At 73.5% G+C, this 26,778-nt stretch carries 25 protein-coding genes and 2 pseudogenes; 16 read left to right on the top strand and 11 right to left on the bottom strand.

Going from position 1 to position 26,778, the window contains the following annotated elements:
- Positions 1 to 77 precede the first annotated feature (77 nt).
- Together DEJ43_RS23305 and DEJ43_RS23300 are read left to right on the top strand one after the other, a co-directional pair.
- Positions 78 to 488, top strand: a complete 411-nt coding sequence (locus DEJ43_RS23305; RefSeq protein ID WP_015035840.1) for a tyrosinase family oxidase copper chaperone — start codon at positions 78 to 80, stop codon at positions 486 to 488.
- A pseudogene (locus DEJ43_RS23300) lies at positions 436 to 1,339 on the top strand (tyrosinase family protein). Before DEJ43_RS23305 ends, DEJ43_RS23300 begins: the two are co-directional and overlap by 53 nt.
- A gap of 80 nt (positions 1,340 to 1,419) precedes the next feature.
- Here the strand turns inward: DEJ43_RS23300 and DEJ43_RS23295 are convergent.
- From DEJ43_RS23295 to DEJ43_RS23270, 6 genes are all read right to left on the bottom strand, one after another.
- Complete coding sequence (locus tag DEJ43_RS23295; RefSeq protein WP_015035838.1) at positions 1,420 to 1,695, bottom strand: chaplin; 276 nt, start codon at positions 1,693 to 1,695, stop codon at positions 1,420 to 1,422.
- 299 nt (positions 1,696 to 1,994) lie between these two features.
- Positions 1,995 to 2,471 (bottom strand): hypothetical protein, encoded by a 477-nt coding sequence (locus DEJ43_RS23290; RefSeq protein WP_234101982.1) that lies wholly within the window; start codon positions 2,469 to 2,471, stop codon positions 1,995 to 1,997.
- A gap of 158 nt (positions 2,472 to 2,629) precedes the next feature.
- Positions 2,630 to 3,622, bottom strand: a complete 993-nt coding sequence (locus tag DEJ43_RS37835; RefSeq protein ID WP_041662828.1) for a hypothetical protein — start codon at positions 3,620 to 3,622, stop codon at positions 2,630 to 2,632.
- A gap of 233 nt (positions 3,623 to 3,855) precedes the next feature.
- Positions 3,856 to 4,119, bottom strand: a complete 264-nt coding sequence (locus DEJ43_RS23280) for a hypothetical protein (RefSeq protein WP_015035834.1) — start codon at positions 4,117 to 4,119, stop codon at positions 3,856 to 3,858.
- A 261-nt stretch (positions 4,120 to 4,380) separates the two neighbouring features.
- A complete protein-coding gene (locus tag DEJ43_RS23275; RefSeq protein WP_015035833.1) occupies positions 4,381 to 5,226 on the bottom strand; it encodes a secreted protein in 846 nt (281 codons plus the stop codon).
- Between the two features lie 276 nt (positions 5,227 to 5,502).
- Positions 5,503 to 5,742 carry a chaplin gene (locus DEJ43_RS23270; RefSeq protein ID WP_015035832.1) on the bottom strand — a complete coding sequence of 80 codons (240 nt, stop codon included), beginning with the start codon at positions 5,740 to 5,742 and terminating at the stop codon, positions 5,503 to 5,505.
- Between the two features lie 379 nt (positions 5,743 to 6,121).
- Between DEJ43_RS23270 and DEJ43_RS23265 the strand changes: the two genes are divergently transcribed.
- The 9 genes from DEJ43_RS23265 (at position 6,122) to DEJ43_RS23225 (ending at position 16,762) form a co-directional block, all read left to right on the top strand.
- Entirely contained in the window at positions 6,122 to 7,180 is a 1,059-nt protein-coding gene (locus DEJ43_RS23265) for a DUF3344 domain-containing protein (protein ID WP_015035831.1), read from the top strand.
- A 1-nt stretch (position 7,181) separates the two neighbouring features.
- Complete coding sequence (locus tag DEJ43_RS23260; protein WP_015035830.1) at positions 7,182 to 8,318, top strand: glycosyltransferase; 1,137 nt, start codon at positions 7,182 to 7,184, stop codon at positions 8,316 to 8,318.
- Entirely contained in the window at positions 8,315 to 9,763 is a 1,449-nt protein-coding gene (locus DEJ43_RS23255) for a sugar transferase (protein WP_015035829.1), read from the top strand. The genes DEJ43_RS23260 and DEJ43_RS23255 overlap by 4 nt, the downstream gene beginning before the upstream one ends.
- A gap of 2 nt (positions 9,764 to 9,765) precedes the next feature.
- A complete protein-coding gene (locus DEJ43_RS23250) occupies positions 9,766 to 11,079 on the top strand; it encodes an O-antigen ligase family protein (RefSeq protein ID WP_015035828.1) in 1,314 nt (437 codons plus the stop codon).
- Positions 11,080 to 11,359: 280 nt separating this feature from the next.
- Positions 11,360 to 13,081 carry a lipid II flippase MurJ gene (locus DEJ43_RS23245; RefSeq protein WP_015035827.1) on the top strand — a complete coding sequence of 574 codons (1,722 nt, stop codon included), beginning with the start codon at positions 11,360 to 11,362 and terminating at the stop codon, positions 13,079 to 13,081.
- Positions 12,978 to 13,781 carry a polysaccharide deacetylase family protein gene (locus tag DEJ43_RS23240; RefSeq protein ID WP_015035826.1) on the top strand — a complete coding sequence of 268 codons (804 nt, stop codon included), beginning with the start codon at positions 12,978 to 12,980 and terminating at the stop codon, positions 13,779 to 13,781. The genes DEJ43_RS23245 and DEJ43_RS23240 overlap by 104 nt, the downstream gene beginning before the upstream one ends.
- Entirely contained in the window at positions 13,778 to 14,911 is a 1,134-nt protein-coding gene (locus tag DEJ43_RS23235) for a glycosyltransferase (protein WP_015035825.1), read from the top strand. Before DEJ43_RS23240 ends, DEJ43_RS23235 begins: the two co-directional genes overlap by 4 nt.
- A gap of 13 nt (positions 14,912 to 14,924) precedes the next feature.
- The gene (locus DEJ43_RS23230; RefSeq protein ID WP_015035824.1) at positions 14,925 to 15,623 is read left to right on the top strand and encodes a YveK family protein; all 699 of its coding nucleotides are present in this window, start codon (positions 14,925 to 14,927) and stop codon (positions 15,621 to 15,623) included.
- The gene (locus DEJ43_RS23225) at positions 15,620 to 16,762 is read left to right on the top strand and encodes a GNAT family N-acetyltransferase (RefSeq protein WP_015035823.1); all 1,143 of its coding nucleotides are present in this window, start codon (positions 15,620 to 15,622) and stop codon (positions 16,760 to 16,762) included. Before DEJ43_RS23230 ends, DEJ43_RS23225 begins: the two co-directional genes overlap by 4 nt.
- A gap of 546 nt (positions 16,763 to 17,308) precedes the next feature.
- On the opposite strand, the pseudogene DEJ43_RS38240 reads toward DEJ43_RS23225, so the two are convergent.
- A pseudogene (locus DEJ43_RS38240) lies at positions 17,309 to 18,430 on the bottom strand (glycoside hydrolase family 26 protein); the annotation flags it as partial.
- 275 nt (positions 18,431 to 18,705) lie between these two features.
- Between DEJ43_RS38240 and DEJ43_RS23215 the strand changes: the two are divergent.
- Both DEJ43_RS23215 and DEJ43_RS23210 read left to right on the top strand, forming a co-directional pair.
- Entirely contained in the window at positions 18,706 to 19,926 is a 1,221-nt protein-coding gene (locus tag DEJ43_RS23215) for a carboxylate--amine ligase (RefSeq protein ID WP_308339632.1), read from the top strand.
- A 26-nt stretch (positions 19,927 to 19,952) separates the two neighbouring features.
- Complete coding sequence (locus DEJ43_RS23210) at positions 19,953 to 21,209, top strand: FAD-dependent oxidoreductase (RefSeq protein WP_071892489.1); 1,257 nt, start codon at positions 19,953 to 19,955, stop codon at positions 21,207 to 21,209.
- Between the two features lie 68 nt (positions 21,210 to 21,277).
- Here DEJ43_RS23210 and DEJ43_RS23205 read toward each other — a convergent pair whose 3' ends face one another.
- On the bottom strand, positions 21,278 to 21,511 hold the full coding sequence (locus DEJ43_RS23205) for a chaplin (protein ID WP_107499047.1): 234 nt from the start codon (positions 21,509 to 21,511) through the stop codon (positions 21,278 to 21,280).
- Between the two features lie 178 nt (positions 21,512 to 21,689).
- On the bottom strand, positions 21,690 to 22,103 hold the full coding sequence (locus tag DEJ43_RS23200) for a rodlin (RefSeq protein ID WP_041662827.1): 414 nt from the start codon (positions 22,101 to 22,103) through the stop codon (positions 21,690 to 21,692).
- Positions 22,104 to 22,321: 218 nt separating this feature from the next.
- Here DEJ43_RS23200 and DEJ43_RS23195 point away from each other — a divergent pair, with 218 nt between their 5' ends.
- A complete protein-coding gene (locus DEJ43_RS23195) occupies positions 22,322 to 22,732 on the top strand; it encodes a rodlin (RefSeq protein ID WP_015035818.1) in 411 nt (136 codons plus the stop codon).
- 69 nt (positions 22,733 to 22,801) lie between these two features.
- Here the strand turns inward: DEJ43_RS23195 and DEJ43_RS23190 are convergent, their stop codons facing one another.
- Positions 22,802 to 22,951, bottom strand: a complete 150-nt coding sequence (locus tag DEJ43_RS23190; protein ID WP_224272552.1) for a hypothetical protein — start codon at positions 22,949 to 22,951, stop codon at positions 22,802 to 22,804.
- Between the two features lie 175 nt (positions 22,952 to 23,126).
- Here DEJ43_RS23190 and DEJ43_RS23185 point away from each other — a divergent pair, with 175 nt between their 5' ends.
- Complete coding sequence (locus DEJ43_RS23185; protein WP_015035816.1) at positions 23,127 to 24,167, top strand: LCP family protein; 1,041 nt, start codon at positions 23,127 to 23,129, stop codon at positions 24,165 to 24,167.
- Between the two features lie 94 nt (positions 24,168 to 24,261).
- Positions 24,262 to 24,669, top strand: coding sequence for a rodlin (locus tag DEJ43_RS23180; protein ID WP_015035815.1), 408 nt, complete (start codon positions 24,262 to 24,264; stop codon positions 24,667 to 24,669).
- Between the two features lie 76 nt (positions 24,670 to 24,745).
- Here DEJ43_RS23180 and DEJ43_RS23175 read toward each other — a convergent pair whose 3' ends face one another.
- Positions 24,746 to 26,767 (bottom strand): thioredoxin domain-containing protein, encoded by a 2,022-nt coding sequence (locus DEJ43_RS23175; RefSeq protein WP_041662825.1) that lies wholly within the window; start codon positions 26,765 to 26,767, stop codon positions 24,746 to 24,748.
- Positions 26,768 to 26,778 lie beyond the last annotated feature (11 nt).

The raw sequence follows: 26,778 nt of genomic DNA, 5'->3' as shown, positions 1-26,778 counted from the left end.
TGGCATTTCCGGCGCAACGAACCCGGGGTTTCATCGTTGTGCCCTGAGGGCAATCGCCGACCCCGAGGAGATCACTCATGATCGTCCCGCGCCGCGTCGCACTGCGGTCCCTCTTCGCTCTGGCCGTCACCGCCTTCACCGGCGGCGCGCTCGGCCGGGTCGCCGGCCGGCCACCGTCCGGGGCGGCCCCGGACGGCACGGACCCGCACGCCTTCGACGAGATGTACCGGGGCCGCCGCGTCATCGGCTTCTCCGGACCCGGCGGCGCACCGGTGGCCCTCGTCGACGGACGGCCGCTGCACCTGATGCGCTGCGCGGACGGCGGTTACGTCACCCCGATCGACCACTACGAGTCCTGCCCGACGCCCCTGGCGGCCGTGCGCGCGGCGGTGGACGAGCTGGGCGGCGCCCGGCTCTCCCCGCTCGCCGCCGCCCATGGCGTCCCCACCGACCCGACGGGAGGGAGCCCGCGTGGTGTACACGCGTAAGAACCAGCGCGATCTGACCGGCGCCGAGCGCCGGAAGTTCGTCGCCGCCGTCCTGGAGCTCAAGCGCACGGGGGCGTACGACCGCTTCGTCCGCACCCACATCGACCACTACACGGCCGACGGCGAGGGCAAGCTGCGGGTCGCGCACATGACGCCGAGCTTCCTGCCCTGGCACCGCAAGTTCCTGCTGGAGTTCGAGTCGGCCCTGCGCCGGATCGACGCCACGGTCTCCGTCCCGTACTGGGACTGGACCCGCGACAACAGTCCGGCCTCCTCAGCTCTGGGGCGAGGACTTCATGGGCGGCAACGGACGGCGGGCCGACCTACAGGTGATGACCGGCCCGTTCGCCCACTCGGCGGGCCGCTGGACGATCACCCAGTCGATGACCGAGGGACGCTTCCTGACCAGGGACTTCGGCCGACCGCACGACCCGGTCACGCTGCCGACGCAGGCCCAGCTGGACGAGGTGATGCGGGAGCGGGTGTACGACGTGGCGCCCTGGAACTCGACCAGCGCCTCCGGCTTCCGCAACCGGCTGGAGGGCTGGGCGCCGGGCCGGGGCAACGAGCGCTTCCGCATCCACAACCGGGTGCACCGCTGGGTCGGCGGACTGATGCTCGGCGGCGGTTCCGTGAACGACCCGGTGTTCTGGCTGCACCACTCCTTCGTCGACCTGGTCTGGTCGCGCTGGCAGCAGCGCAACCCCGGCGCCGCCTATCTGCCCGCGGAGCCGCCGCCGCTCGGCGACGCCCAGTACCGCAAGGTCGTCGCGCGGAACGAGCCGATGGCGCCGTGGGGCGTGAGTCCGGCGTCGATGTTCGACCACAGCCGGATCTACCGGTACGCCTGAGGCCGGGCCCCGGGCCCGGCCCCGTACACACGTGTCCCCCCGACCCGGCCGGATCGGGGGGACACGGTCGGTGCGGGGGATCAGCCGCCGTAGCCGCCGTCACCCTTGTCGTGACCGTCGGCGTTGATGCAGGTGTTGCCGAAGGCCGGGTTCAGCAGGCCGATGACGTTGACGGTGTTGCCGCAGAGGTTGACCGGGACGTGGACCGGGACCTGGACGACGTTGCCGGAGGCGACACCGGGCGAGTGGGCGGCGACGGCCTCGGCGCCCGAGTCGGCGACGGCCAGGCCGGCTCCGCTGAGGGCAACGGCACCCGTGCCGGCGAGAACAGCGGCAGCCTTCGCGATGCGAGACATCAAGAACTCCTTGGACGTGGAAAGCGACCGCAGGAATCACGGCCGTCATTCCCGTTCAACGGCGTACCACGGACCGGGTCACGGCCATTGGGCCGAAAGGGAAGGAGGAAAACCGAAAAATGGCCCGCGGGCCGAGAACCGTCCGCCGTCGGATACGGCGGGACGGCCTCGGTCCACGGGCCGCGGCCATGCGACAAGCCTTCTCTTGCAACGACCGAGAGCCCTTCGGGTGGCGGGGAAGAATCGTGTCTTCACCCGCCCGGTGACCGGTCATACAAGCGAGCGGAAGGCGGGGGGTGTCAGTTCCCGCCCGGCGCCAGGCCCAGCTGCGGGTCGAGGGCCCCGCTGAGCACCGGGGTGAGGAGACCCACCTGAGGCTTCGTGAGCTCGGGGAGACCCGCGAGCCCGTCGCCGCGCGGAGCCTCCACCGGGTTGCCGACGACGGCCCCGGGGGTGGCCGTCCTCATCTCCGAGTGCGGGCTGCTGAGGAGCGCGTGGCCGGGCTCGCTGCCCTTGAGGAGCTCCGGCAGCGGCGCGTCGACGACGGTCTTCGGGAGGGTGCCGGTGAGCGGCACGCTCGGCAGCGTCACGTCGGGGAGCGAGCCGAGGCCCTTCTGGAAGCCGGTGGGCGCGCCGGGCATCGGGACGGGCACGCCGGTGGCCACGGTCGGCGCGTCCATCGGCAGGACCGGCTCCAGGCCCTGGAGCGGAACGATCACCGGCGCCTCGACGGCGGCGGCGGGGGAGGCCATGGCGGCGGAGGCGAATGCGGTCATGAGGAGTCCCATGCCCGCGCGAGAGCGCAGAGTCATGTGAGGTGAACGATCCCTTTGGCCGAAACGTGGCGGGACTAACCCGTGTGCAGCAACGCGCGGGGCCCTCACCGGTGAAGGTGAGGGCCCCGGTTGACGCTCGGCCGGGTACGGCCGGCGCGTCAGTGGCGGCGGGCGATCCGGCCGCCGCGGAGGTACACGACCGATCCGCCGACGATGAGCGCGGCGCTGATGGCGGCCGCTCCCATGAGGGCGGCGTCGCTGCCCGTGTCGGGGAGTTCGGGGTGGCCGGGCGGGGTGCTCGGCGGGGTGGTGGGCTCCTCGCAGCCGGGCTCCGGCTCCTCGCCGGGCTCGGGCTCCTCGCACTCACCGGGCTCGTCCGGGGTGGTCGGCGGCGTGGTGGTGGGAGGAGTCGTCGGCTCCTCACAACCCGGCTCCGGCTCCTCACCGGGCTCGGGCTCCTCGCACTCACCGGGCTCGTCCGGGTTGGTCGGCGGCGTGGTGGGGGGATGCGTGACCGGCGGAGTGGTCGGCGGCGTGGTGGTGGGCGGAGTGGTCGGCTCCTCGCAGCCGGGCTCCGGCTCCTCGCCGGGCTCGGGCTCCTCGCACTCACCGGGCTCGTCCGGGTTGGTCGGCGGCGTGGTCGGCGGGTACGTCGGCGGCGTGGTGGTGGGCGGAGTCGTCGGCTCCTCGCAGCCCGGCTCCGGCTCCTCGCCCGGCTCGGGCTCCTCGCACTCACCGGGCTCGTCCGGGTTGGTCGGCGGCGTGGTGGGGGGATGCGTGACCGGCGGAGTGGTCGGGGGGTGCGTGGGGGGATACGTCGGCGGGTGCGTGGGGGGATGCGTGGGCGGCGTGGTGGGTTCACCCGGATGGGTCGGCTCACCGGGGTGCGTAGGTTCACCCGGCTCGTCGCCGTAGCCGCCGGGACCCTCCGCGTGGGCGCAGAGGTCACCGACGGCCGCGGCGACGAAACCGCCGAGATCCATGCTCTTGCCGCAGACGTCCGCGGGCAGGGGTGCCTGGACCTGACCGGGGCCCGGACCGTCACCCGTACCGGCATGGGAGTTCGCGGCCAGGGCGAATCCGCCGCTCAGCGACAGGATGCCGGTCGCTGCCGCCGCGGTGAGTACTTTCCTGCTGATGATGGACCGCATACCGCTCTTCCTCTGGAGAAAGGGAGAGACCGGCGAGGATCCCCCCTCGCTCCGACCGGCCTGATCCACGCCGACGTTCGCGTGGGACTGGCCAGAGGGTATGGGTCGGCGAACCCCGGGCAACCAGGGCCACACGGCAGCTGATCAGAAAATCATTCGATCAGCCGACCGTGGGAAACAGGGGCGCGAAGGACCCTGCAAATGCCCTCACAGGCAGTGTTGCTGAGCGGCCGTCAGCCGCCGAGCGGCAGGCCACCGAGCAGCTGGGCGCCCTTGGTGGTGTCGTTCAGCTTGGTCGCGGTGTCCGTGACGGTCTTGACCGGCGAGCCGTCCGTGGTGCTGCTCAGCACATCCGACTTCAGCCCATTGGCGGCGATCGCGTCGAGGCCACCGTTCAGGCTGGTGGGGGTCAGCGCCTCCGTGGCCATGGCGGGCGCGGCAGCGCCGAGCGCCATGAGCGAACCGGCGACGACCGCGGCGACCTTGGTGGGCTTCATGGAGTGAATCCTTCCTTTGTTCTTTCAAGTCACTTACCGCACAGGGTTCTTGGCCGAATCCCGTGCACTTTGTTCTGCTTCTGTAACGAACGGCGCGCCACCCGGAAACTCCGGAAGGAAGGATTTCTCGACACTGCACCCGATCGAAGGGGACCGGTGCTATTTGCCGATCGCGCGCCGGTCGGCCCCGGCCGGGCACCTCCGCGCACGCCTGTGCCGGCCCGGCGGGAACGCCGGACCGGCACAGGGACCGCGAGGTGACTACGGGAGCGACACCGGGGGCTTGACCGGCAGCTCGGGCGCGGCGACCGGCGGGTCGACGGGCAGCGCCGGCGGGTCCACCGGCAGCTCGGGCACCGCGACCGGCAGGCTCGGCAGCTGGGGCAGTCCGGCCAGGTCGGGAGCGGGCAGGCCGCTGCCGAGGACGGTGGCGACGGCCAGGTTGACCAGCGAGGTCAGGGTCGCCGTGACCTGCGGTACGACTCCGCCGGCGTCACCGGAGGTGACCGCGGCGAGCAGACCGGCGACCGCCTTCTCCACGGTGGCGAGGGCGTCGGTCACGACGTCCGCCGGGGCGGCGGCCTTGCCCGCCCACGCGGCCTTGGCGCCGGCCGCGACGGGCAGGCTCACGGGCGGCTTCACGGGCAGGGCGGGGGCTTCCACCGGCGGCTTCGCCGGAAGCTCGACCGGGGTTTCGGCGGCCGGCGGGGTGACGGGGAGCTCGGCCGCGGGCGGCGTGACCGGGAGGTCGGCCGAGGGGGGCGTGACGGGCGCGTCGGGCAGGGCCGGGGCGGTGGCCTTGGCCTGGTCGACGGCTGCCGCGATCTTGGCCTTGAGTGCCTCGGCGTCGGCCGCGGGGAGCTGACCGGAGTCGGCCTTGAGCGTGGCCGTGAGGAGATCGGTCACGGGAGTGATCACCGAGCCGAGCTCGCCGAGCGCCTCGGTCTGGCTCAGCAGGGCGGCGGCGTTGGGAAGCGGCGCTCGGGCGGCCCGGGCGGCCGCCGTGGAGGGACGGTGTTCGTCGGCGAAGGCGGGTCCCGCCGTGCCGAGGGTGATGGCGGCGGATATCGCCAGGGCGGTGATGCGGCGCGTGGCCAGGGGACGCATATGTGTTCCTTTTCCTTATGCGTCGGACAAGTTCCCTCTCACCGTGCCTGCGGGTATAGCGCTCCGCAACCGTAGAACTACGGAGCGCCACACCTCCGTTCGAGTGAATCCACCCCTCACACCTGCCCTCATGCGGGGCGTACGCCGTTGCACCGGACGGCGCACCCACGTGCGGCCGAACGAGTGACGAACCAGTGGCCACAAGGAAAAGCCGGTGCGCCCACCCCGGGAGGGATGGGCGCACCGGCTTCGGAAGGACCGATCAGGCGTGCCGGATCAGGCGTTGACGCAGGCGTTGCCGAAGGTCGGGTTCAGCGCGCCGATGACGCTGACGGTGTTGCCGCAGACGTTGACCGGGATGTGCACCGGGACCTGGACGACGTTGCCGGAGCCGACACCGGGCGACTTCACGGCGGCGGCCTCGGCGCCGGCGTCGGCGGCGGCAGCACCGGCGGCACCGGCGACCGCGGCGGCGGCACCCACGGTCAGGACAACGGCCTTCGCGATACGGGACATGGGGAAGTGCTCCTCGATCGAAATTCAACGTGGACTGCGCGGACTGTTCGGCCCGGCTCTCTCAACAACGCCCCGGCTTTTCATCGGTTGCTCTCCCGAACGGGTGACGTTCAACCGATCTTTGGCCCATAGGAGGGCCATTGGAGGGACTGGGCGTGGAATGGCGCAACACGCTCAACGAGGAACCTGCCACGGGGATACGGGAGTTAGCGTTTCCAGGCATCTAATGCTTACTATCGCCCCGCGTCGGGGTTATAACGTTCCCGAACGTTGCTTCCGGGCCCGCCGCGCGTTCACCCATTTCGTGCGGACGACACCTTCCCCTCTCCCGGCCTTCGCGGGTCTTCCCTTCCTTCTCTCATCAAAGCGGAGAACCTGTATGCGGAATTCAGCGGTTCTTGCTGTGCGTCGCAGCGTGTTGTGCGCCCTGTCGTGTGCGGCGCTGTCCGTCACGCTGCCGGGCGCCTCCGCCGCCGCGCCCCAGCCCCGGGAGGCGAGCCGCGTCCCGTTCGCCGCGCGCTACCAGGCCGTCCAGCACGGTGGGATCGTGCGCGCCGCCAACTCGTCGGCGAAGGGCGCGAAGGGCACCGAGTCGGTCAACGACGACGCCACGATCGCCTACGTCGACGTGGACAGCGACCCCAACACGTACAACTCGAGCCGCGCCGAGCTCGCCGTTCCCGCGGGTGCCCGGGTCAGCTGGGCCCGCCTGTACTGGGGCGGCAACCTGCGGGTGGGCGAGCAGAAGCCGGCCGCGGACAACGGCCGGGTGCTGATCGCCGAGCCCGGCGGCCAGTACAAGGCGCTGCTCGCGGACTCCCTGATCGGCCACCGCACGGGCGACGGCGCGGACGCCTTCCAGGCCTCCGCCGACGTCACCGAGCTGGTCCGCTCGTCCCGCTCGGGGCAGTGGACGGTCGCTCAGGTCAACGTCGCCATGGGCCGTTCGGCGGTCGGCGGCTGGGGTGGCTGGACGCTCGTCGCCGCGTACGAGAAGGCCTCGGAACCGCTGCGGCGGATCAGCGTCTGGGACGGATTCGAAACGGTCGGACCACGCACCGGAGAGCTGCGCGTCCCGCTCGACTCAAACCGTTACGGCAAGGGCACGAACGGCCGTCTCGGAGTGATCGCCTATGACGGCGACCGGGGTACTTCCGGTGATTACCTGGCCGTCGAAACGAGCGGCACGAAGAGCACCCTGCTCTCCGATTCCGCCAATTCCGCGGACGACGTGATGAACTCCAGCATCACCGAATTCGGCGCCGGTCGTACGGTCCGCTTCCCCGATGGTACGAACACCCTCGGGTACGACTCCGACGTCCTCGACCTGCGGGAGGCACTGCGCGAGGGGGCCGACCGGGTCCACGTCCGGTCCGGGAGCCGGAAGGACACCGTCTGGCTCGGTGCCCTCTTCCTCCAGGCGGACGTCCGGCGCTGACGTGCTGCCTCCACGAGACACGGACTCCGGGTCCGTCACCGTCCTGCACGCGGTCCAGCCCGGTGACGGCGGGGTCGCCCGCGTCGTCATCGACCTCGTCCGCGCCCAGCTCGCCGCCGGCCTGCGGGTCGCGGTCGCCTGCCCACCGGACACCGTCCTCTCCGCCGCCGTCCGGGCCGAGGGGGCCGACACCCATGCCTGGCGCGCCGGCCGGAACCCCGGCCCCGGGCTCGTCCGCGAGACGAGGGACCTGGCCCGGGTGATCCGTACCGTCCGGCCCGGCCTCGTCCACGCGCACAGCGCGAAGGCCGGGCTGTGCGCCCGACTCGCCCTGCGCGGCCGGGTTCCGACGGTGTATCAGCCGCACGCCTGGTCCTTCGAGGCGGTCGAGGGAACGACCGCCGCGCTCGCCCGGCGCTGGGAGGTGTACGGCGCCCGCTGGGCCGACCGGATCCTCTGCGTCAGCGAGGCCGAACGGCGTACCGGCGAGGCCGCCGGGGTCGCGGCGGAGTGGTCCGTCGTCCACAACGGTGTGGACGTGGCCCGGTTCGCGACCGACGGCCCCTCGCGCAACCCCGCGCCCACCGTCGTCTGCGTGGGCCGGCTCTGCCGCCAGAAGGGGCAGGACGTCCTGCTCGCCGCCTGGCCCGCCGTGCTCGCGGAGGTCCCGACGGCCCGGCTCGTCCTGGTCGGCGACGGCCCCGACGGCGACCGGCTGCGCGCCGCCGCCGGTCCCTCGGTGCGGTTCACCGGGGCCGTCGACGACACCGCCCCCTGGTACCGGGCCGCCGACGTGGTCGTCCTGCCGTCCCGCTGGGAGGGCATGGCGCTCGCGCCCCTCGAGGCCATGGCGGCCGGCCGGCCGGTCGTCGTCAGCGACGTCGACGGGGCCCGCGAGAGCCTGCCGCCCGCCCATGAACCCCTGTGCCTGGTCCCGCCCGAGGACCCGGCCGCGCTCGCCACCGCTCTCGGCCGCCTCCTCGGCCGGCCGGAGCTCCGGCACCGCCTGGGCCGCGAGGCCCACGAGCACGTACTCAGCAGATTCGATGTCCGGCGCACCGGCGCGGCCGTCGCGGACGTCTACCGCGAACTGGCCGGAGTGCGGGGCACCGAGCACAGAGAGCCGATTGCGCAGTGACCACGGAAAGCACCAGCGTCCCTCCCTCGCCGGGCCCCTGGCCCACGGCGGGCCAGGCCTTCGGCCTCGCCTCCCTCGCGTCGCGCCGCGGCGCGACCGACCGGCTCGCGCTGCCGCACCGGCCCGCGCGGCCACGGTCCGGCCGGCTCCCGCTCGTCGCGGCCGACTGCCTGGCCGTCCTGACCGCCGCCGCGCTGCTGAGCCGCGCGCACCACGACGTCCGGCTGCTGCTGCCGGTCGCGCTGCTCGTCCTCGTCCTCGACGGGCACGCCGGGCTCCACCGGCCCGCCGCGTACACCCGGGCGCTCGACGAGCTGCCCGCGCTGGCCTCCCGCGCCGGGGTCGCCTGGTGTCTGGCGGCGGCCGCGGTGGCCGGGTACTCCCCGGCCCTGGCGATCGGTCCGCTGCGGCTCTGCGCCGCGTACGTCACCCACGTCGGTGTCGTGGTCCTGGTACGGGCCCTGCTGCTGGCCCGGCGGCGCCGGATCGCGCGGGCCCACCCCCGTTCGGCGCTGGTCGTCGGCGGGGCGGGGGCCGCGCGGCGGTTCGCGGCGGCGGCCGCCCAGCATCCCGAGTACGGGCTGCGGCCGGTCGGCATCGTCGGCGTGCCCGAGCAGGGCGGCGCGCCCCGGGCGGCCGGCGAGTCCGGTCTGCCGGTGCTCACCACGACCGAGGAGATCCACCGGGCGGTCATCCAGAACACCGTGCGCGACGCGGTGTTCCTCGACGACGACCCCGGGCTCGTGACGCTCTTCCAGCACTACGGCTGCACGACCTGGCGGGTCGGCGGACGCCACCAGGACGGCCCGATGGGCGCGCACCTGTGGGGGTACGCCTGGCACCGTCTCGTCCCGCTGGGCGAGCGGCGCGGGCTGTCCGCCAAGCGCGCCCTCGACATCGTGCTCGCCGGCCCCGCGCTGGCGCTCGCGCTGCCGGTGCTGCTGCTGTGCGCGCTGGCCGTCCGGCTCTCGGACGGGCCCGGGGTGCTGTTCCGGCAGGAGCGGGTGGGCCAGCACGGCCGCCACTTCACGCTGCTGAAGTTCCGTACGCTCCGCCCCTCCGACGACACCGAGTCGGCGACCCGCTGGAACGTGGCGGGCGACCGGCGGATGAGCGCGGCGGGGAACTTCCTGCGGAAGACCTCGCTCGACGAGCTGCCGCAACTGTGGAACGTGCTGCGCGGCGACATGAGCCTGGTCGGGCCGCGGCCCGAACGCCCGTACTTCGTCGCCCAGTTCAGCAAGATCCACACCGGGTACGCGGCCCGGCACCGGATGCCGGTGGGACTGACCGGTCTGGCGCAGGTGCACGGGCTGCGCGGCGACACCTCGATCGAGGACCGCTGCCGCTTCGACAACCACTACATCGACCACTGGTCGCTCTGGCAGGACGTCTGCATCCTGCTGCGCACGGCGGCCGGGCTCGTCCGACCCACGGGGAGCTGAGGATGGCCACGGCCGTGACGGTGCCGGCGCTCGCCCCGGACGACGTACGGGACTGGGCGCGCCGGGCCGGGGCGCTCTCCCCGGTCCTCGCGGTGATCGCCCTGCTGCTCGTCCCGGGCGGCGGCGGGGCGCAGGGCGGCACCGGCGGCACGGGGACGGTCGCCGACGCGGCCTCCGGGCTCCTCGTCCTGATCTGCCTCGTCCGGGTGCTGCGCGGCGGCGCCCGGCCGCTGACCCGGACGGCGGCCGTCGTCCTCGGTCTGCCGGTCCTCGGGATCTGCCTCGCCGCGATCACCTCGAACGACCCGGCGGCGAGCCTGCCGGGCGTCGCCCGGTACGTGCAGATCTTCGTCCTGGTCCCGGCGGCCGTGCTCCTGATGATCCGCGACCGGCGGGACTTCGCCGTGGTCGCCTGGGGCCTGGTCGGGCTCGCGCTGCTCCAGGGCGCGGTCGGCGTCGGCCAGTACCTGACGGGCACCGGCGCCTCGTACCAGGGTGAGGACATCCGGGCCGTGGGCACCTTCGGGCCCACCGACGTGATGGGCATGGCGACGGTCGTGTCGTACGGGCTGGTCGTCGTCACCGGCATCGCGCTGGGCAGCGGGCCCGGCCGGACCCGGACGGCGGCGCTGGTCTGCACCGGACTGCTGTTCCTGCCGCTGGTGCTGTCGTTCAGCCGGGGCGCCTGGATCGCGACCGTGCTCGCCTGCGGGATCCAGCTGCTGCTCGCGGGGCCGCGCCGGGCGGCCCGGGTGGCGCTCGCGGCGGGCGCGCTCGGGGTCGTCCTGGTCGGCGGTCTCGGGATCGGCTCGTCGATGGTGAAGGAACGGGTCACCAGCATCACGCAGGTCGCGGCCGCGCCGGACCAGTCGGTGACGGACCGGTACACGATGTGGGCGGCGGCCGGGCGGATGTGGCGCGCCGAGCCGGTCACCGGCGTCGGCCTGAAGGGCTTCCCGCAGTACCGCGACTCGAACGCCTCGCTCGCGCTGTCCTCGGGCAGCGACACGGCGGGCGCGGGCGCCGCCTTCGCGCGTCAGCCGCTGCTGTCCCCCCACAACATGTACCTGCTGGTCCTCAGTGAGCAGGGCCTGTTCGGGCTGCTCGCGCTCGCGGGCAGCTGGGTGGCGCTGCTCGTCGGCGCGCTCCGGCGGCGGCGCCTCGGCGCCGACTGCGCCCTGGTCGCGACCGGCCTGCTCGCCTGGCAGCTCATCGACTTCTTCTACGCGGACATCGGCGGGCCCTCCACGGTCCTGATGTCGGTGGTGCTCGGCCTCGCCGCCTGGTGGGCCCTCGCGGAGGTCCGGCGTGCGTGACCCGTGGGCCGGGGAACCGGAGCCCACGGACACCCCGCGGGCCGGTGAACCGCGCCCCACGGGCGGACCGCCCTGCGGCACCCCGCTGACCGACCCCTGGCAGACCGCGCCTCCGGGCCCCACGGACACCCCGTGGCCCCCGGAGGCCGTCGTGCTGCCGGGGACGGCCACGCGAGCACCGGCGTCCGCGGCCCGCGGCGCCGTCCCCGCCGTCCCCGCCGTCCCCGGGGGCGCCGTCCCCGGTGGCGCCGGGCGCCGTACCGCCGTGCCCCGCACCGCCGTGCCCCGTGCGGCGGGGCGGCGGGCGCACGCGCGGGGGCGGGCGGGCCGCACCGGCGGGGCCGAGGGCCGGGGCTTCCTCGCCAAGGCCGCCGCCGTGACCGCCGGGCTCACCGCCGTCGGGGCGCTGCTCGGGCTCGTCCGGGACCAGATCCTCGCCGGGTACTTCGGGGCCGGGGCCGAGACCGACGCGTTCCTGGTGGCGTGGACGGTGCCCGAGTTCGCCTCGACGCTGCTCATCGAGGACGCGATGGCGCTGATCCTGGTGCCCGCCTTCGCGCGGGCCCTGGCCCGCCGCGCCGGCGGCCTCCCCGGCGACCCGGTGCGCGCCCTCGTCCGGGGCACGCTCCCCCGGCTCACCCTCGCCGTCGGTGTCGTCGCCGCGCTCCTGGTCGCCGCCGCCCCGCTGATCGTCGCGACGCTCGCGCCGGGGCTGCCCGACCCCGGTCTCGCGATCGACTGCACCCGGCTGACCGGGACCTGCGTGCTGTCGTTCGCGCTGGTCGGCTACTGCTCGGCGGCGCTGCGCGCGCACGGCCGCTTCCTGCCCCCGGCCACCATCTACGTGGCGTACAACGCCGGGATCATCGGCACGATCCTGGTGCTGCGCGAACCGTGGGGCGTGCGGTCGGCCGCCGCCGGGGTCGCGGTCGGCGGCGTCCTGATGGTCCTCGTGCAGGCCCCCTCGCTCATCCGCGAGCTGCGCTCCCGCCCCGTACCGGCGCGGCAGCCCGAGCCGCCCGCGCCGCCCTCCACGGGCGAGGGCCGCATCCTCGTCCTGGGGCTGATCGCGCCGGTGGTCGCCTTCTCGCTCGCCCGCCAGTCGCAGACCCTGATCGAGCGTTTCCTCGCCTCGCCGCTGCCCGCCGGCGCCATCTCGCATCTGAACTACGCGCAGAAGGTCGCGCAGATGCCGATGATCCTCTCCCTGATGCTGTGCACGGTCAGCTTCCCGGTGGTGGCGCGGGCGCTGGCGGCCGGGGAGACCGAGGCGGCCCGCCGCCGGGTCGAGCGGGACCTGCTGCTCGCCGCCGTGGTGGTCCTCGTCGGCGCCTCGACCGTGATCGCCGCCGCCCCCCGCATCGTCGAACTGCTCTTCGAGCGCGGTGAGTTCGTCCGCTCGGACACCGTCGCCACCGCCGCCGTCATGCGGGTGTACGCGCTCGGCCTGCTCGGCCAGACGATGGTGGGCGCCCTGGTCCGCTGCTACTTCTCCGCCGCGCGACCGCTCTGGTACCCCGCCGCCGCCATGGCCGCCGGACTCGCCACGACCGCCGCCGCCGGCGTCCCCGGCGCCCACTACTGGGGCGCCGTCGGCATCGCCGCCGCCAACGCCCTCGGCATCACCGTGACCGCCGTCCTGCTGCTCCGCGGCGCCCACCGCCAGTCCGTCCCGATCCGCGCCGACCGGCTCGGCGAGGGACTGCTCCGCCTCGCCACCGCGGGCGCCTGGGCCACCGGCGCCGGCTGGCTCTGCTCGATCGCCATCGGCCCCGCCGCCCTCGCCGTCGCCGTCGCGGGCCTGGCCGTCGTCGCCGTCTTCCTGATCTTCATCGCCTGCGCCGCCAAGGCGCCCGAGATTCCGCCCCTGCCCCGCTCCGCCTCCCGGAGGACCCCCCATGCCCGCCGCCACCGCGCTGCGCCGTCTTCTGCCGAAGCCTCCCCTGTGGATGAGGCCGCCCCCGTGGGTGGCGATGTACCACTCGATCACGGACACGGCTGACGACCCGTACCGGGTGACCGTCTCCCCCGTGCGCTTCGCCCGGCAGCTGCACTGGCTCGGGGACCGGGGCCTGCGCGGGGTGTCGGTACGGGAGCTGCTCACGGCCACCGCCGAGGGGCGCGCCAAGGGGCTCGTGGGCCTGACCTTCGACGACGGCTACGCGGACTTCCTCGACTCGGCGCTGCCGCTGCTCCGGCGGCACGGGTTCACGGCGACCGTGTACGTGCTGCCGGGACGGCTCGGCGGCGAGAACGGCTGGGACACGGAAGGCCCGCGCAAGCCGCTGCTCACCGAGGACGGCATCCTGCGGATCGCCGAGTCCGGCATGGAGATCGGCTCGCACGGCCTCACCCACGTCCCGCTGACCGAGGTCGACGACACGGCGCTCGCCGCCGAGACCCGGCGGAGCCGCGAGCTCCTCGAGGAGATGACCGGCACCCCGGTCGAGGGCTTCTGCTACCCGTACGGGAAGGTCGACCCGCGGGCCATCCGCGCCGTACGCAAGGCCGGTTACCGCTACGCCTGCGCGATCGACCCGGGCGCGCACACCGGCACGTACGCCCTGCCCCGCGTCCACGTCGGCGAGGACGACACCTCCTGGCGGCTCACCGCCAAGCGGGTCCTGCACCCGCTGCGCCGCCGCCACCCCGCCGACCTGATCCCCGCCCCGTACGGCCCGGCCGTGGTCGGTGCGCCATGAAGGTCCTGCACGTCATCACCGGACTCGGCATCGGCGGCGCCGAGCAGCAGCTGCGGCTGCTGCTGCGCCACCTGCCGGTACGCAGCTCGGTGGTCACCCTCACCAACCCCGGCGCCGTCGCCGCGGGCATCGAGGCCGACGGCACCCCCGTCACCCACCTGGGCATGACGGGGAACCGTGACCTCGGCGCGCTGCCGCGGCTCGCCCGCTTCGTCCGGCAGGGCCGCTACGACCTGGTCCACACCCACCTCTACCGGGCCTGCGTGTACGGCAGGACGGCGGCCAGGCTGGCCGGGGTGCGGCGGGTCATCGCCACCGAACACTCCCTCGGCGAGACCCAGATCGAGGGCCGGCCGCTCTCCGCCGGAACCCGCGCCCTCTACCTGGCCTCCGAGCGGCTCGGCACCTCCACGGTCGCCGTCTCGCCCAGCGTGGCCCGCCGGCTCGCCGAGTGGGGCGTGCCCCCCGAGCGCATCCGGATCGTGCCCAACGGCATCGAGACCGACCGCTTCGCCTTCGACGCCGGTGCCCGCCGCCGCACCCGGCAGGCGCTGGGTCTGCCCGAGGACGCCCACGTCGTCGGCGGCGTGGGGCGGCTCACGCCCGGGAAGCGGTTCGACCGGCTGGTACGGGCGGTCGCCTCGATCCCGGACGCCCGGCTGCTGCTCGTCGGCGAGGGCGAGCACCGCGCGGAGCTCCTCCGGGTGGCCGGCGAGTGCGGCGCCGCCGACCGGGTGCTGCTCGCCGGGGCCTGCGAGGACCCGCCGGCCGCCGCGTCCGCCGGGCCCGCGCTGCCCGAACTCCTCGCCGCCATGGACGTCTTCGTGTCCACCTCGCCCGACGAGACCTTCGGGCTCGCCGTCGTCGAGGCCCTCGCCGCCGGACTGCCCGTCCTCTACGTGGCCTGCCCGGCCGTCGACGACCTGGCACCGGAGGCCGCGCCGGGCGCGCGGCGGATCGGCGAGTCCGTACCCGAGCTGATCTCCGCGCTGCGCGGCATCCGGGACGCCCGGCTCGCCCGGCTCCCGCTGCCGGCCGCCGCCCGCCGCTACGACATCGCGCGGAGCGCCGAGCAGTTGATGACCCTCTACGACCAGGCCGTCCACGGCACCCCCCTCCCCGCGAAGTGAGAGAACCCGCCCCATGAACACCACGCCACGCCGTGCCCTCCTCCCCGCCCGTCTGCGCACACCGGGCCGTTGGGCGGTCCTGCCCGCCGCCGTCCTCGCCGGAGCCGTGCTCGGCGGCGGGTACGGGGCCCTCAAGACCCCGCAGTACGCTGCCACCAGCTACGTCATCGTCGTACCGGCCGAGAAGTCCGACCCGGCGGCCGCGCTCGGCTTCGCCCAGGCGTACGGGCGGGTCGCCACCGACATCGCGGTCACCGGCGACGCCCAGGTGTGGGCCGGGGTCACCGCCGACACCCTGCGCAGCAGCGTGCAGGCCGCGACCTCCCCCGACGCGCCGATGATCTCCATCACCGCGCAGGCCGAGAAGCCCGCCAAGGCCGTGTCGATGGCCGACGGGGTGGCCCGCGCGCTCGTCCTCAACAGCTCGCACGTCGCCGGCAGTACCGGCGTGAAGGTCGTCCAGTTCTCCCGCGCCACCAAGCCGACCGCCCCGGTCTCGCCCTCCGCCCCGCTCTCCGCGCTCGTCGGCGGCTGCGCGGGCGGCCTCCTCGGCGGCCTCGCCCTCCTCGTCCGTCCCAAGCGCGCCGCCTCGCGCGGCGAGGCCCGGCACTCCCGGCAGGCCCCCGCCACCCCGGCCGCGACGGCGCCCGCGGCCGGCTCCGCCTCCGTGCCCGCCCCGGCCCCGGCCGCTCACCAGCCGGAGGCGGTGTGACCCCGAGAGCCCCGCGGACCGAGATCTGCCGTGACGAGGAGGGCTTCGGGCGGCTCGCGGCCGAGTGGACGGCGCTGTACGGCCGCTGCGCCACCGCCACCCCCTTCCAGTCCCACGCCTGGCTGCACTCCTGGTGGCTCTCCTACGGCAGGCCCGGTGCGCTGCGGGTGGTGCTCGTACGGGATGCGGACGGGGCACTCGTCGCCGCCGCGCCCCTGATGCGCGCCCGGGGGCCGCTGCCCGTCCTCACCCCGCTCGGCGGTGCGATCAGCGACTTCACCGACGTCCTCCTCGACGACGGCTGCCCCGAGGCGGCGCCCGCCCTCGCCCGGGCGCTCGCCAGGGCCGCCCGGGGCGCGGTGATCGACCTCCGGGAGGTACGGCCGGGGGCCGCCAGCGAGCGGGTGCTCGCGCACTGGCGGGGGCCGCGCCGGCGGCTTCCCGACTCGCTGTGCCTTGAGCTGCCCGCCGTCCCCATGGAAGGCCTCCTCGAACGCATCCCCTCGGGGAAGGCCCAGCGCGTCCGCGCCAAGCTGCGCAAGCTGGACGCCCTCGGCATCGACGCCCGGGTCGTCCCCGGCGCCGAGGTCCCCGCCGCCCTCGACCGGCTCCTGAGGCTCCATCGGCTCCAGTGGCAGGGGCGCGGCGTCACCGCCGAGCACACCAGTGACCGCTTCGCCCAGCACCTCACCCGGGCCGTGCGGCCCATGGTGGAGCGCGGCGACGCGATGGTCACCGAGTTCCGGCTCGCGGGTGACGTGGTCGCCGCCGACCTGACCCTGATGTCCCCGCGGCTGGCCGGCGGCTATCTGTACGGGGCCGACCCCGCGCTGCGCGCCCGCAAGGTCGACGTCGCGACCATGCTGCTCCGGCACGGCGCCGGGGAGACCAGCGCCGGCGGCCGCGCCACGCTGAGCATGCTGCGGGGCACCGAGGCGTACAAGCACCACTGGCGTCCCGAGACCGTCGGCAACCAGCGGCTCATGCTCGCCGGGCGGGGTACGGCCCCGCTGCTCTGGCTCCGCGCGGGCGCCGCCGACGCGCGCCGCTGGGCCGTGCGGCAGGCGCGGGAGCGGGCCTGGCTGGGACGGGTGGCCGGCCGGCTCACCGGCCGCACGCCGAACGGCGGCGGCGGATGATCTCCGCCGCCGCCGTCGGGGGGCTCAGAAGGGCCAGACGCCCTTCAGCGCGTCCTTCCAGTCGAGGTCGGCCTCGTCCTTCCAGGACTCCTGCACGGACTCCTTCACGGTGTCCTTGACGGAGACCTTCGGGACGCAGACCGGCCCGCCGATCCAACTCTCGACCCACGAACCGAGGTTCACGGTCCAACAGTTGGGCTCGGGCTTCGGTTCCGGCTTGGGCTCGGGCTTGGGTTCCGGCTTGGGTTCCGGCTTCGGCTCGGGCTTGGGCTCAGGCTTCGGCTCGGGCTTCGGTTCCGGCTTCGGCTCGGGCTTGGGTTCCGGCTTCGGTTCCGGCTTCGGCTCCGGCTTCGGCTCAGGCTTCGGCTCAGGCTTCGGCTCAGGCTTCGGCTCAGGCTTCGGCTCGGGCTTCGGTTCCGGCTTGGGCTCCGGCTTGGGTTCGGGCTTCGGCTCAGGCTTGGGTTCGGGCTTCGGTTCCGGCTTCGGCTCCGGCTTCGGCTCCGGCTTGGGCTCCGGCTTCGGCTCGGGAAGCGTCGGATCGGTCGGGTCCGTCGGCCACGTCGGATCCGTGGGGTCCGTGGGATCCGTCGGCCAGGTCGGGTCGACCGGGTCCGTCGGGTCCGTCGGCTGCGTCGGGTCCGTCGGCTGGGTCGGGACCTCCGGCTCGGTGCCGTACAGCATCTGCCGGAACAACTGCGACGAGCGCGGATTGTCGTCGCACTGCCAGACGCCGTGCGGACAGTAATCCGTGATCGTGTGGTACAGCGGCTTGTGCTGCTTCATCCACTCCAGCATGCGCCGCATGTATTCGGGGTTGTCCCCGTTCCGGAAGAGACCCCATTCGGGATAGGAGATCTGCTTTCCGTGCTCGGCCGCGAAATCGACCTGCTTCTGGAGCCCGTACGGTTCGCTGACGTGCTGGTCGAATCGCGACCCCGGCGGCTGGTCGTACGAATCCATCCCGATGATGTCGACGACGTCGTCACCCGGATAGCACTCGGTCCAGGGAACCGCGTCGCGGCCCCGGCTCGGGTTGAAGTCGAAGCGGAACTTCTGGCCGGGCACGGACCGCATCGCGGTGACGATCCGGTTCCAGTACTTCTTCCACGCGGTCGGGTCGGGCGCACAGCGATGGGTGTACGTCGTCCCGTTCATCTCCCAGCCGAGGACGATGACGGTGTCGGTCGCGGAGAGTCCGACGAGCCGCTCGGCGAGGGCCTTGAAGTGGTGGTCGTAGTACCCGGCGGCGCCGAGCTGGAGCTGGCGGCGGACCTCGGCGTCGGAGACGCCCGCCTCGTTGCGCTCCAGCATGGGCACGTTGAGGACGAACAGCCGGTCGGACTTCTCGTTGCGCCAGTCCGCCCAGGCGTCGAGGAAGCCGGGCGGGCCCTCGATGTTCTTCCAGAGGTCCCCGGGCAGGTACGTGTGGCCGACGCGGAGCTCGCGTCCGCCGAGCCAGCGCTGCAGCGCCTCGATGCGGGCGACCCCGAGCGCGCCCGAGTCGAGGAAGGCTCCCATGGCGCTGGAGAGAGTCGGACCGGGGTCTCTCGTCGTTACGGATTCGGTGGCGTGGGCGGGGGACGACAGCACGACTGAGCCCGTGGCGAGGAGACCGGCGGTGAACACCCCCAGCCATCGTCTCGATGTTCTCCGGTGTGTAGGCGCCATGGCCGCTCCTCAGTCCAACGCTTTTTGATGATCCGTCAATCCGATGCTCAGAAAGTATTCCTAATGAGCCGACCGTGAACTCGGCTTCCCTCTGATCAGTAGTCCATTAGAGGATTTCATCGCCCAGTTGGGGCACCCGAGATGAAGGGCAGGCCGTGCCGCGCCGTCAAGGCTTTGACATCCGCGTTCCCACCGTCCTCGTACGGCTCGACCGGAACCCTTTCCATCACGGCACCCTCGGGGCCGCGCGCTCCCTGGGCCGGGCGGGAATTCCGGTGCACGCCGTCATCGAATCGAGCACCAGCCCGGTCGCCCGCTCCCGCTATCTCCACTCGGCCCGTTCGCGCCCCGGCACGGCCTGCCCGGCCGAGCTGGCCGCGCTGCTGCACCGGCTCGCGGACGAGGTGACGGAGGAGAGCCCCGGCGCCTTCCCCGACGGCCCGTCAACTCCCTTCCTCGTGCTCCCCCTGGACGACGTCAGCGCCCTCGCCCTGGCCCGCCGGCGCCCGGAGCTCACCCCGCGCTTCCTGCTCCCGGAGCAGACCGAGGAACAGCTGCTGCGGGTGGCGGACAAGGCCGCCCTCGCCGAGACCTGCGCGGCCCTCGGCCTGCCCCATCCCCGCACCGAACTCCCCACCGGCGCCGACGAGGCCGCCGCCATGGCCTGGTCGCTCGGGCTTCCGGTGGTCGCCAAGTGGAGCCGTCCCTGGCTGCTCCCGGCCGGCGGCGGGCTGCGCAGCACCTCGATCCTGCGGTCCCCCGCCGAGGTGCGGGAGCTGTACGCCCGCACCCCGGAGGCCGGCAGCCGGCTGCTGCTCCAGGAGCTGCTGCCGCCGGGCCGTGACCTGGACTGGTTCTTCCACGGTTACGTGGACGGGCGGGGGCGCTGCACGGCGGCGGGGACCGGCCGCAAGGAGCGGTCCTGGCCGGACGGGGCCGGGCTCACCGCCGTGGGCCGCTGGGCGGCGAACCCGGCCGTGGACCGCTCGGCGCGGGAGCTGCTCGACGCGATCGGCTACCGGGGCGTGTGCGACCTGGACTTCCGGCTCGACCGGTCGACGGGCGCGTACCACCTGCTCGACTTCAACCCGCGGCCCGGCGCGCAGTTCCGGCTGTTCGCCGATCCGGACGGCCTGGACGTGGTCCGGGCGCTCCACCTGGACCTCACCGGGCGGCCCGTGCCGCCGCACTCCCCCGCGTACGGCCGCCGCTTCGTCGTCGAGAACTACGCGGCGCTCTCGCTCCTCACCTCCCCGCGCCCCCGGCCCGCCGCGGGGACCGGTCCGGGGGCGGGCCCGCGGCGGACCGAGTTCGCCTGGTTCGCGGCGGACGACCCGGCTCCCGCGCTCGCGATGGGCCGGGCCTGGCTCGCCCATCTGCTGCGCCGGGCCGTGGCGGCGGTGCGCGGGCTCCTCGGGTCCCGGCGGGCGGATCCGCCGGGACCGTCGGCGGCGCCACCGGCCCGCAGCTCCTCCAACCAGCTCACCCCCCGATGAAGGTGGAAGGCACGATGTCGAAGTCGATCTACGACCTGGTGGTCGTCGGAGCCGGGCCGTACGGCCTCTCCGTGGCCGCTCACGCGGCCGCCCACGGGCTGCGTCTGCGGACCTTCGGCCGCTCGATGGAGTCCTGGCACGCCATGCCCTCGGGCATGTTCCTGAAGTCCGAGCCGTGGGCCTCCCACCTCTCCGACCCGGAGGGGGCGTACGGGCTCGACGCCTACGCGGCCGCGCGGGGCGTGCGCGCCGCGCACGGGGTGCCGCTCCCGGTCGACTTCTTCGCCGCGTACGGCGACTGGTTCGCCCGGCAGGCGGTGCCCGCCCTCGACGAGCGGCTGATCGGCTCGGTGGTGCCCGCGGCGGAGGGATTCGAGCTGCTCACCGAGGACGGCGAGGCGCTGCGGGCCAGGACGGTGGCGCTCGCCGTCGGCGTCCTGCCGTTCATGGAGGTCCCCGGGCCGCTGCGGGACCTGCCCCGGCGGTACGTCACCCACTCCAGCCACCACGGCGATCTCGACCGTTTCGCCGGGCGGGACGTCACCGTCGTCGGGGCCGGTCAGGCCGCCCTGGAGACGGCCGCGCTGCTCGTCGAGGGGGGTGCGGCGGCCGTGCGGATCGTCGCCCGCGCCGACCGGCTCCACTGGAACACCCTCCCCCCGGCCCTCGACCGCGGCCTGTGGCCTGCGCTGCGCGCCCCCCACACGGGGCTCGGCTGCGGCTGGCGGAACAAGCTGTACGCGGACACGCCCGGGGTCTTCCGGCGGCTGCCCGCGGCCACCCGGGAGCGGATCTTCGACTCGGCGCTCGGCCCGGCGGGGGCCTGGTGGCTCCGGGAGCGGTTCGCGGCGGTCGGGGACGTACGCCTGGGGCAGCGGATCACCGGGGCGGTCGTGACGGCGGACGACCGGCTCCGGGTCGACGTGGCCGGGCCGGAGGGGACGACGGTCCTGGAGACCGATCACGTCGTGGCGGCCACCGGCTTCACGCCGAGCCTGGACCGGGCCGGGATCCTGTCACCGGCCCTGCGCGGCGCGCTGCGCACGGTCGGCGCGGGCGGCGCGCCGGAGGTCGGCGGCCTCTTCGAGTCCTCGTGGCCGGGCCTGTTCCTCGCGGGGCTGCTCACCGCTCCGTCGTACGGGCCGTCGATGCGGTTCGTGTTCGGCGCCGAGTACACGGCGGGGCGGCTGGTGCGCGGGGTGCGGCGGCGGCTGCGGGCGGAGGCCCGGGGCGGGGCGGTCGGGCGGCCGCGTACGGGAGAGAAGGCGCCGGTCTCGGCATGACGGAGGGCCGGCCCCCGGGGAGCTGTCGCTCTCCGGGGGCCGGCCCGTACCTACCTGCCGTCGAAGGCTCAGGCGTTGATGCAGGTGTTGAACGCGGCCGGGTTGAGCGCGCCGATGACGTTCACGCTGTTGCCGCAGACGTTGATCGGCACGTGGATCGGGACCTGGACGACGTTGCCCGAGAGGACACCCGGCGAACCGATCGCCGCGCCGTGGGCGTCGGCGTCCGCGAAGGCGGGCGACGCCGCACCCATGGCCATGACGATTCCGGCGACGACGGCCGCGACCTTCTTGCAGTTCATTTTCGTCTGGATCCTTTCTGTGACGGAAGACATTTCACGAAACACAACGAACAGGCGACGCAAAGGAAACCGCAGAATCGGCGGCTTTCGTACGTTCACTCCATTGCGCGCGGTGCGCGCACGGCAGGGCCGGAGGGAACGTGGATGTTCCCTCCGGCCCTGGCGTGCGCGACGCGGATCAGCCGTTGTAGGCGCCGTTCCCGGAGAGGACCGGGATGTCCTCCACGAGGTGCGACAGCGGCTCGTCACCCTTGGCCTGGGTGGAGTTCTCCGCGCACTGCTGGTTCTGCGGGGAGGACAGGACGTTGACGTCCTGGACGGCGACCGGGACGAGGATGCCGACGACCGAGCCGACGTTGCCCTTGACCGGGACACCGAGGCAGAGCTTGTTCAGCGAGCCCTGGACGGCCGAGAACTGGGGGCTCATGTCGCCCTTGGTCTTCGAGTTGCCGAAGGACTGGCTCGCGCCGTTGCCGCTGAGGGAGGTCGTGCCGCCGTCGTTGGCGATGGCGAGGGCCGGGGAGGCCGCCACAGCGGAAGCGCCGACAACAGAGGCCGTCACAGCCGCAGCCGTCATAATCTTCTTGATCACGGTGATTCCGTTCCTGTTCCCACCAATCGACGTGATTGATGCGACGGGATCAACTGCGCGCGAGGGCTGAGGTTCCGGCGCTTCACCCGTACGACTGGCCCCGTGAAGTGCGCTGCCCCGTGCGCTCCGCCAGGGGAGTGACACAGCGGAACCCATGCGTCCATCACCAGTTGATCAGGGCGCTCCCTGCACGGAGCCGGTTCTAGAAGGGAACTCCCGTGATCAAGAAGGTTATGGCCACTGCGGCCGCAGCCGTCTCCATCGTCGGCGCCTCCGCCGCCGTGGCCTCCCCGGCCCTCGCCATCGCCAACGACGGCGGCACCACGTCGCTCAGCGGCAACGGCGCCCACCAGGAGTACGGCAACTCCGCCACCTACGGCAACATGAGCCCCCAGTTCGCGCTGGTCCAGGGCTCGCTGAACAAGCCGTGCGTGGGTCTCCCGGCCAAGGTCAACGCCGGATCCATCGTCGGCCTCATCCCGATCGCCGTCCAGGACATCAACGTCCTGTCCTCCCCGCAGAACCAGCAGTGCACCGAGAACTCCACCCAGGCCAAGGGTGACGAGGCGCTCTCGCACATCCTGGACGACATCCCGGTCCTGTCGGGCAACGGCGTCGGCAACAACTGACGTTCCGCCTCCGCGCGACGACGTTCACACGTCAGGGGCCGCCCCGCCAGGGCGGCCCCTTTCGCGTCGCTACCAGGCCGGCCAGACCGGGGTCGCCATCAACCGCTCCCACTCGCGGTCCGGCATGCCCGGCACCGTCCGCCCCGCCTGCACCCATTGGGTGACCAGCGCGGAATAGAGGGGGAACGGGGTTCGGTCGGCCGGGGGCGGGTCGCTCACATATCGGCTCTTCGGAATGAAGGCCATCCGTTCCCATTTCCCGGGATCCGGCGCCATCTTCGCTCCTTCCGCTGCGATTCCCGCATCATTACACAGGCGCCGCAGGAGAGTGATTCGTCCTGTTCATGTCGCGTCGTGTATCTGTGTACGAGAGTGATCGAATTACCGTGCGGGCATGAAATTCCCGCTTCCACGGCGACCGCGACGCCCGCTGCTCGTCACGGCGGCGCTGACCGCCCTCGCCGCACTCGCCCCGGGCGCGCTCGCGGCCGCCTCCTCCGACCTACCCGCGCCCGAGCACGGGCTGAACCTCCTCGTGGTCGGCATCGACAGCCGCAAGGGCGTCACCCCGGAGGAGAAGGAACGTTTCCGTCTCGGCGGGAAGGAGTGCGACTGCACGGACGTGATGATGCTCGTGCACGTCTCGGCCGAGCACGACCGGGTCGACGTCGTCAGCCTGCCGCGCGACTCGCTCACCACCTTCCCCGACCAGCACCGCGACCGGCGCACCGGGAAGATGCACGCCGCCCACCAGGCGAAGATCAACGGCGCCTGGGCGGAGGGCGGCTCCTCCTTCACGGTGGAGACCGTCGAATCGCTGACCGGACTGCCCGTCCACCGCTACCTGGAGATCGACTTCCGGCGCTTCATGGACACCGTGGACCGCGTCGACGGCGGGGTCCCCATCTGCACGGAGAAACCCCTCAAGGATCCGTCCACCGGCCTCGACCTGGAGCCCGGAACCAGGGCGGTCGGCGGGGGCGAGGGACTCCAGTACGTACGGTCGCGGAAGGCCGACGGACAGATGGACTTCGGCCGCATCCAGAAGCAGCACAAGTTCGTGGTCAACACCCTGGAGCGGCTCCGCGAGGGCGTCCTGGACGATCCCGGCCGGCTGCTCGACCTCGCGGAGACCCTGCGCGGGACGGCCGACGCCGAACGCGGGATCTCCGCGACGGAACTGCTCACGCTCGCCGCACGGCTGCGGGACCTGCCCCCGGACCGTACGGAGTTCGCCACCGTCCCCGTACGGGGCTTCAACCCGAACATCGCGGGCGTCGGCTCCACCCTCGACTGGGACACGGAAGGGGCCGCGGAGGTCTTCCGGCGGCTGCGCGAGGACCGGCCGCTGCCCGCAGCCGACGAGGTCGCGCCCAGCGAGATCTCCGTGGGCACCTACCGGCCCGCGCCCGGGGCTTCGCTCATCTGCCCGTAGTCCGTCCGGTGGACTTCGCGGAACCTCCGCACCGCTGACCAGTTGATCAGCACGGCTCGGCACTCAGCGAGCCACGATCCGAAAGGCCCGAACAATGAAGAAGCTGTTGGCTACGGCTGCTGTGGCCGCGTCGGTGCTCGGCGCGACGGCGGCGGGTGCCGGACAGGCGCTCGCGATCGCCGACGACGGTGGCACCACCTCGCTCAGCGGCAACGGTGCCCACCAGGAGTTCGGCAACTCGGCCACGCACGGCAACATGAGCCCGCAGTTCGCGCTCGTTCAGGGTTCCCTGAACAAGCCGTGCATCGGCCTGCCCGCCAAGGTCAACGCCGGTTCCATCGTCGGTCTCATCCCGATCGCCGTCCAGGACATCAACGTCCTGTCCTCCCCGCAGAACCAGCAGTGCACCGAGAACTCCACCCAGGCCAAGGGTGACGAGCCGCTGTCGCACATCCTCAGCGACATCCCCGTGCTGTCCGGCAACGGCGCCGGCAACAGCTGAGCGAAGACGCTCCGCTCGGTTGCGGCCCCGCCGCCCCTCCTCGGAGGGGTCGCGGGGCCGTCCCCGTTCCGGCGCCTCAGAGCTTCCGGCGGAGCTCCTCGGGGTCGGTGACCGGCGCGTCACAGGTGAAGTGACGGCACACGTACGCGGCGGCGCCACCGGCCACCAGCGGACGGTCCCCGAGCAGCGGGAACTCCTCGCTGTCGGGAGCGCCGGACGCCAGCACGGCGCCGGGGGCGGTCGCCCGCAGGGCGGTACGGCGCAGCTCCTGGAACACCTCGTCGCCGGGGGCGCCCACCACGGCGATCTCCCGGGGCCCGTCGAGGAGGGCCTCGGAGACCGCGAGGCCCCAGCCGATGAACCGCGGGGCGCGCGGGCCGAGGGCCTTGACGACGCCCAGCGCCCCTTCGGCGGCGGCCCGGTGGGCGTCCGAGCCGGTGTGCGCCGCGTAGGAGAGCAGCGCGCCGGCGGCGGCGGTCCAGCCCGAGGGGGTCGCGTTGTCCGTGGGGTCCTGCGGGCGGCGGATCAGGGCCTCGGCGTCGTGGGCCGTGTCGTACAGGGCTCCGCCCTCGGCGGTGAAGCGGTCGAGAACGATGTCCAGGAGGAAGCCGGCGAACTCCAGCCAGGCGCCCTCGCCGGTGACGGCGGCGAGGGCGAGGAAGCCCTCGGCGACGTCGGCGTAGTCCTCCAGGACGCCCGCGTTCGTACCGGCCCGGCCGTCCTTGGACGTCCGGGTGAGCCGGGCGGACTCGTCCATGTGGACCCGTACGAGCAGGTCGGCGGCCTCCGTGGCCCGCTCGACGAGATCGGGGCGGTCGAAGAGGGCACCGGTCTCGGCGAGGGCGGCGATGGCGAGGCCGTTCCAGGCGGCGACGACCTTGTCGTCCCGGCCGGGGCGCTCGCGCTCCTCGCGGGCGGCGAGGAGCCGGGCCGCGATCGAGGCGATCCGGTCCGCTTCGGCCGGGCCGGCCTGCTGCGGGAGCTGGAGCACGGAACTCCCGTGCTCGAAGGTGCCGGCCTCGGTGACGCCGTAGTGGGCGGCGGCGAGGGCGGCGTCCTCCGCGCCGAGGACCTCGGTGAGCTGCGCCGGGGTCCACACGTAGTAGGCGCCCTCGACGTGCCGGCCGGTGCCGTCGTCGCTGTCGGCGTCGAGAGCGGAGGCGAAACCGCCCTCGGGGGTGCGGAGTTCCCGGACCATGAAGTCGGCGGTCTCCAGCGCCACCCGGCGGGCCAGGTCGCTGCCGGTCGCCTTCCACAGGTGCGCGTACGCCCGGCAGAGCAGGGCGTTGTCGTAGAGCATCTTCTCGAAGTGGGGCACGACCCAGGCGCGGTCCACGGCGTAGCGGGCGAAGCCGCCGCCGAGCTGGTCGTAGATGCCGCCCCTGGCCATCGCCTCGCAGGTGTCCGCGGCCATCTGCAGGGCGCCCTCGGCGCCCGTACGGGCATGGTGGCGGAGCAGGAACTCCAGGGTCATGGACGGCGGGAACTTGGGGGCGCCGCCGAAGCCGCCGCGGGTCGCGTCGTACTCGCGGGTGAGACCGAGCAGGGCCTGCGCGAGCTCCTCCTCACCGGGGACGCCCTCGCCGCCGTACGCGAGGGAGCGGCCCGCGAGGTCCTTCACGATCCGCTCCGCGACCTCACCGACCTCGTCCCGCCGGTCGGCCCAGGCGTCCTTCACGCCCTCCAGGACCTCGGGGAAGGAGGGCATGCCGTGGCGGGGCTCGGGCGGGAAGTACGTACCGAAGTAGAAGGGCGCGGCGTCCGGCGTGAGGAACACGGTCATCGGCCAGCCGCCCTGCCCCGTGGCGGCCTGCACGGCCTCCATGTAGACGGCGTCGACGTCGGGCCGCTCCTCCCGGTCCACCTTGACGGCGACGAAGTGCTCGTTGACCAGGCCTGCGATGGCGTCGTCCTCGAACGACTCGTGGGCCATGACGTGGCACCAGTGGCAGGAGCTGTACCCGACGCTGAGGAGTACGGGGACGTCGCGGCGGCGGGCCTCCTCGAAGGCCTCGGCCGACCACGGCCACCAGTCGACCGGGTTGTCGGCGTGCTGAAGGAGGTACGGAGAGGTCTCATGGGCCAGTCGGTTCGGCATGGTGCCCATCC

This window comes from Streptomyces venezuelae ATCC 10712, from assembly GCF_008639165.1.
GTDB lineage: Bacteria > Actinomycetota > Actinomycetes > Streptomycetales > Streptomycetaceae > Streptomyces > Streptomyces venezuelae.
This window is presented reverse-complemented; position numbering and strand designations above follow the sequence as displayed.

Excerpts from the sequence above, each read along its gene's own strand:
- DEJ43_RS23175 (WP_041662825.1), bottom strand. The coding sequence starts at position 26,767 with ATGCCGAACCGACTGGCCCATGAGACCTCTCCGTACCTCCTTCAGCAC.
- DEJ43_RS23305 (WP_015035840.1), top strand. The coding sequence starts at position 78 with ATGATCGTCCCGCGCCGCGTCGCACTGCGGTCCCTCTTCGCTCTGGCC.
- DEJ43_RS23205 (WP_107499047.1), bottom strand. The coding sequence starts at position 21,511 with ATGAACTGCAAGAAGGTCGCGGCCGTCGTCGCCGGAATCGTCATGGCC.
- DEJ43_RS23280 (WP_015035834.1), bottom strand. The coding sequence starts at position 4,119 with ATGAAGCCCACCAAGGTCGCCGCGGTCGTCGCCGGTTCGCTCATGGCG.
- DEJ43_RS23235 (WP_015035825.1), top strand. The coding sequence starts at position 13,778 with ATGAAGGTCCTGCACGTCATCACCGGACTCGGCATCGGCGGCGCCGAG.
- DEJ43_RS23230 (WP_015035824.1), top strand. The coding sequence starts at position 14,925 with ATGAACACCACGCCACGCCGTGCCCTCCTCCCCGCCCGTCTGCGCACA.
- DEJ43_RS23270 (WP_015035832.1), bottom strand. The coding sequence starts at position 5,742 with ATGTCCCGTATCGCGAAGGCCGTTGTCCTGACCGTGGGTGCCGCCGCC.
- DEJ43_RS23250 (WP_015035828.1), top strand. The coding sequence starts at position 9,766 with ATGGCCACGGCCGTGACGGTGCCGGCGCTCGCCCCGGACGACGTACGG.
- DEJ43_RS23290 (WP_234101982.1), bottom strand. The coding sequence starts at position 2,471 with ATGACCGCATTCGCCTCCGCCGCCATGGCCTCCCCCGCCGCCGCCGTC.
- DEJ43_RS23240 (WP_015035826.1), top strand. The coding sequence starts at position 12,978 with ATGCCCGCCGCCACCGCGCTGCGCCGTCTTCTGCCGAAGCCTCCCCTG.
- DEJ43_RS23295 (WP_015035838.1), bottom strand. The coding sequence starts at position 1,695 with ATGTCTCGCATCGCGAAGGCTGCCGCTGTTCTCGCCGGCACGGGTGCC.
- DEJ43_RS23180 (WP_015035815.1), top strand. The coding sequence starts at position 24,262 with ATGAAGAAGCTGTTGGCTACGGCTGCTGTGGCCGCGTCGGTGCTCGGC.
- DEJ43_RS23185 (WP_015035816.1), top strand. The coding sequence starts at position 23,127 with ATGAAATTCCCGCTTCCACGGCGACCGCGACGCCCGCTGCTCGTCACG.
- DEJ43_RS37835 (WP_041662828.1), bottom strand. The coding sequence starts at position 3,622 with ATGCGGTCCATCATCAGCAGGAAAGTACTCACCGCGGCGGCAGCGACC.
- DEJ43_RS23265 (WP_015035831.1), top strand. The coding sequence starts at position 6,122 with ATGCGGAATTCAGCGGTTCTTGCTGTGCGTCGCAGCGTGTTGTGCGCC.
- DEJ43_RS23275 (WP_015035833.1), bottom strand. The coding sequence starts at position 5,226 with ATGCGTCCCCTGGCCACGCGCCGCATCACCGCCCTGGCGATATCCGCC.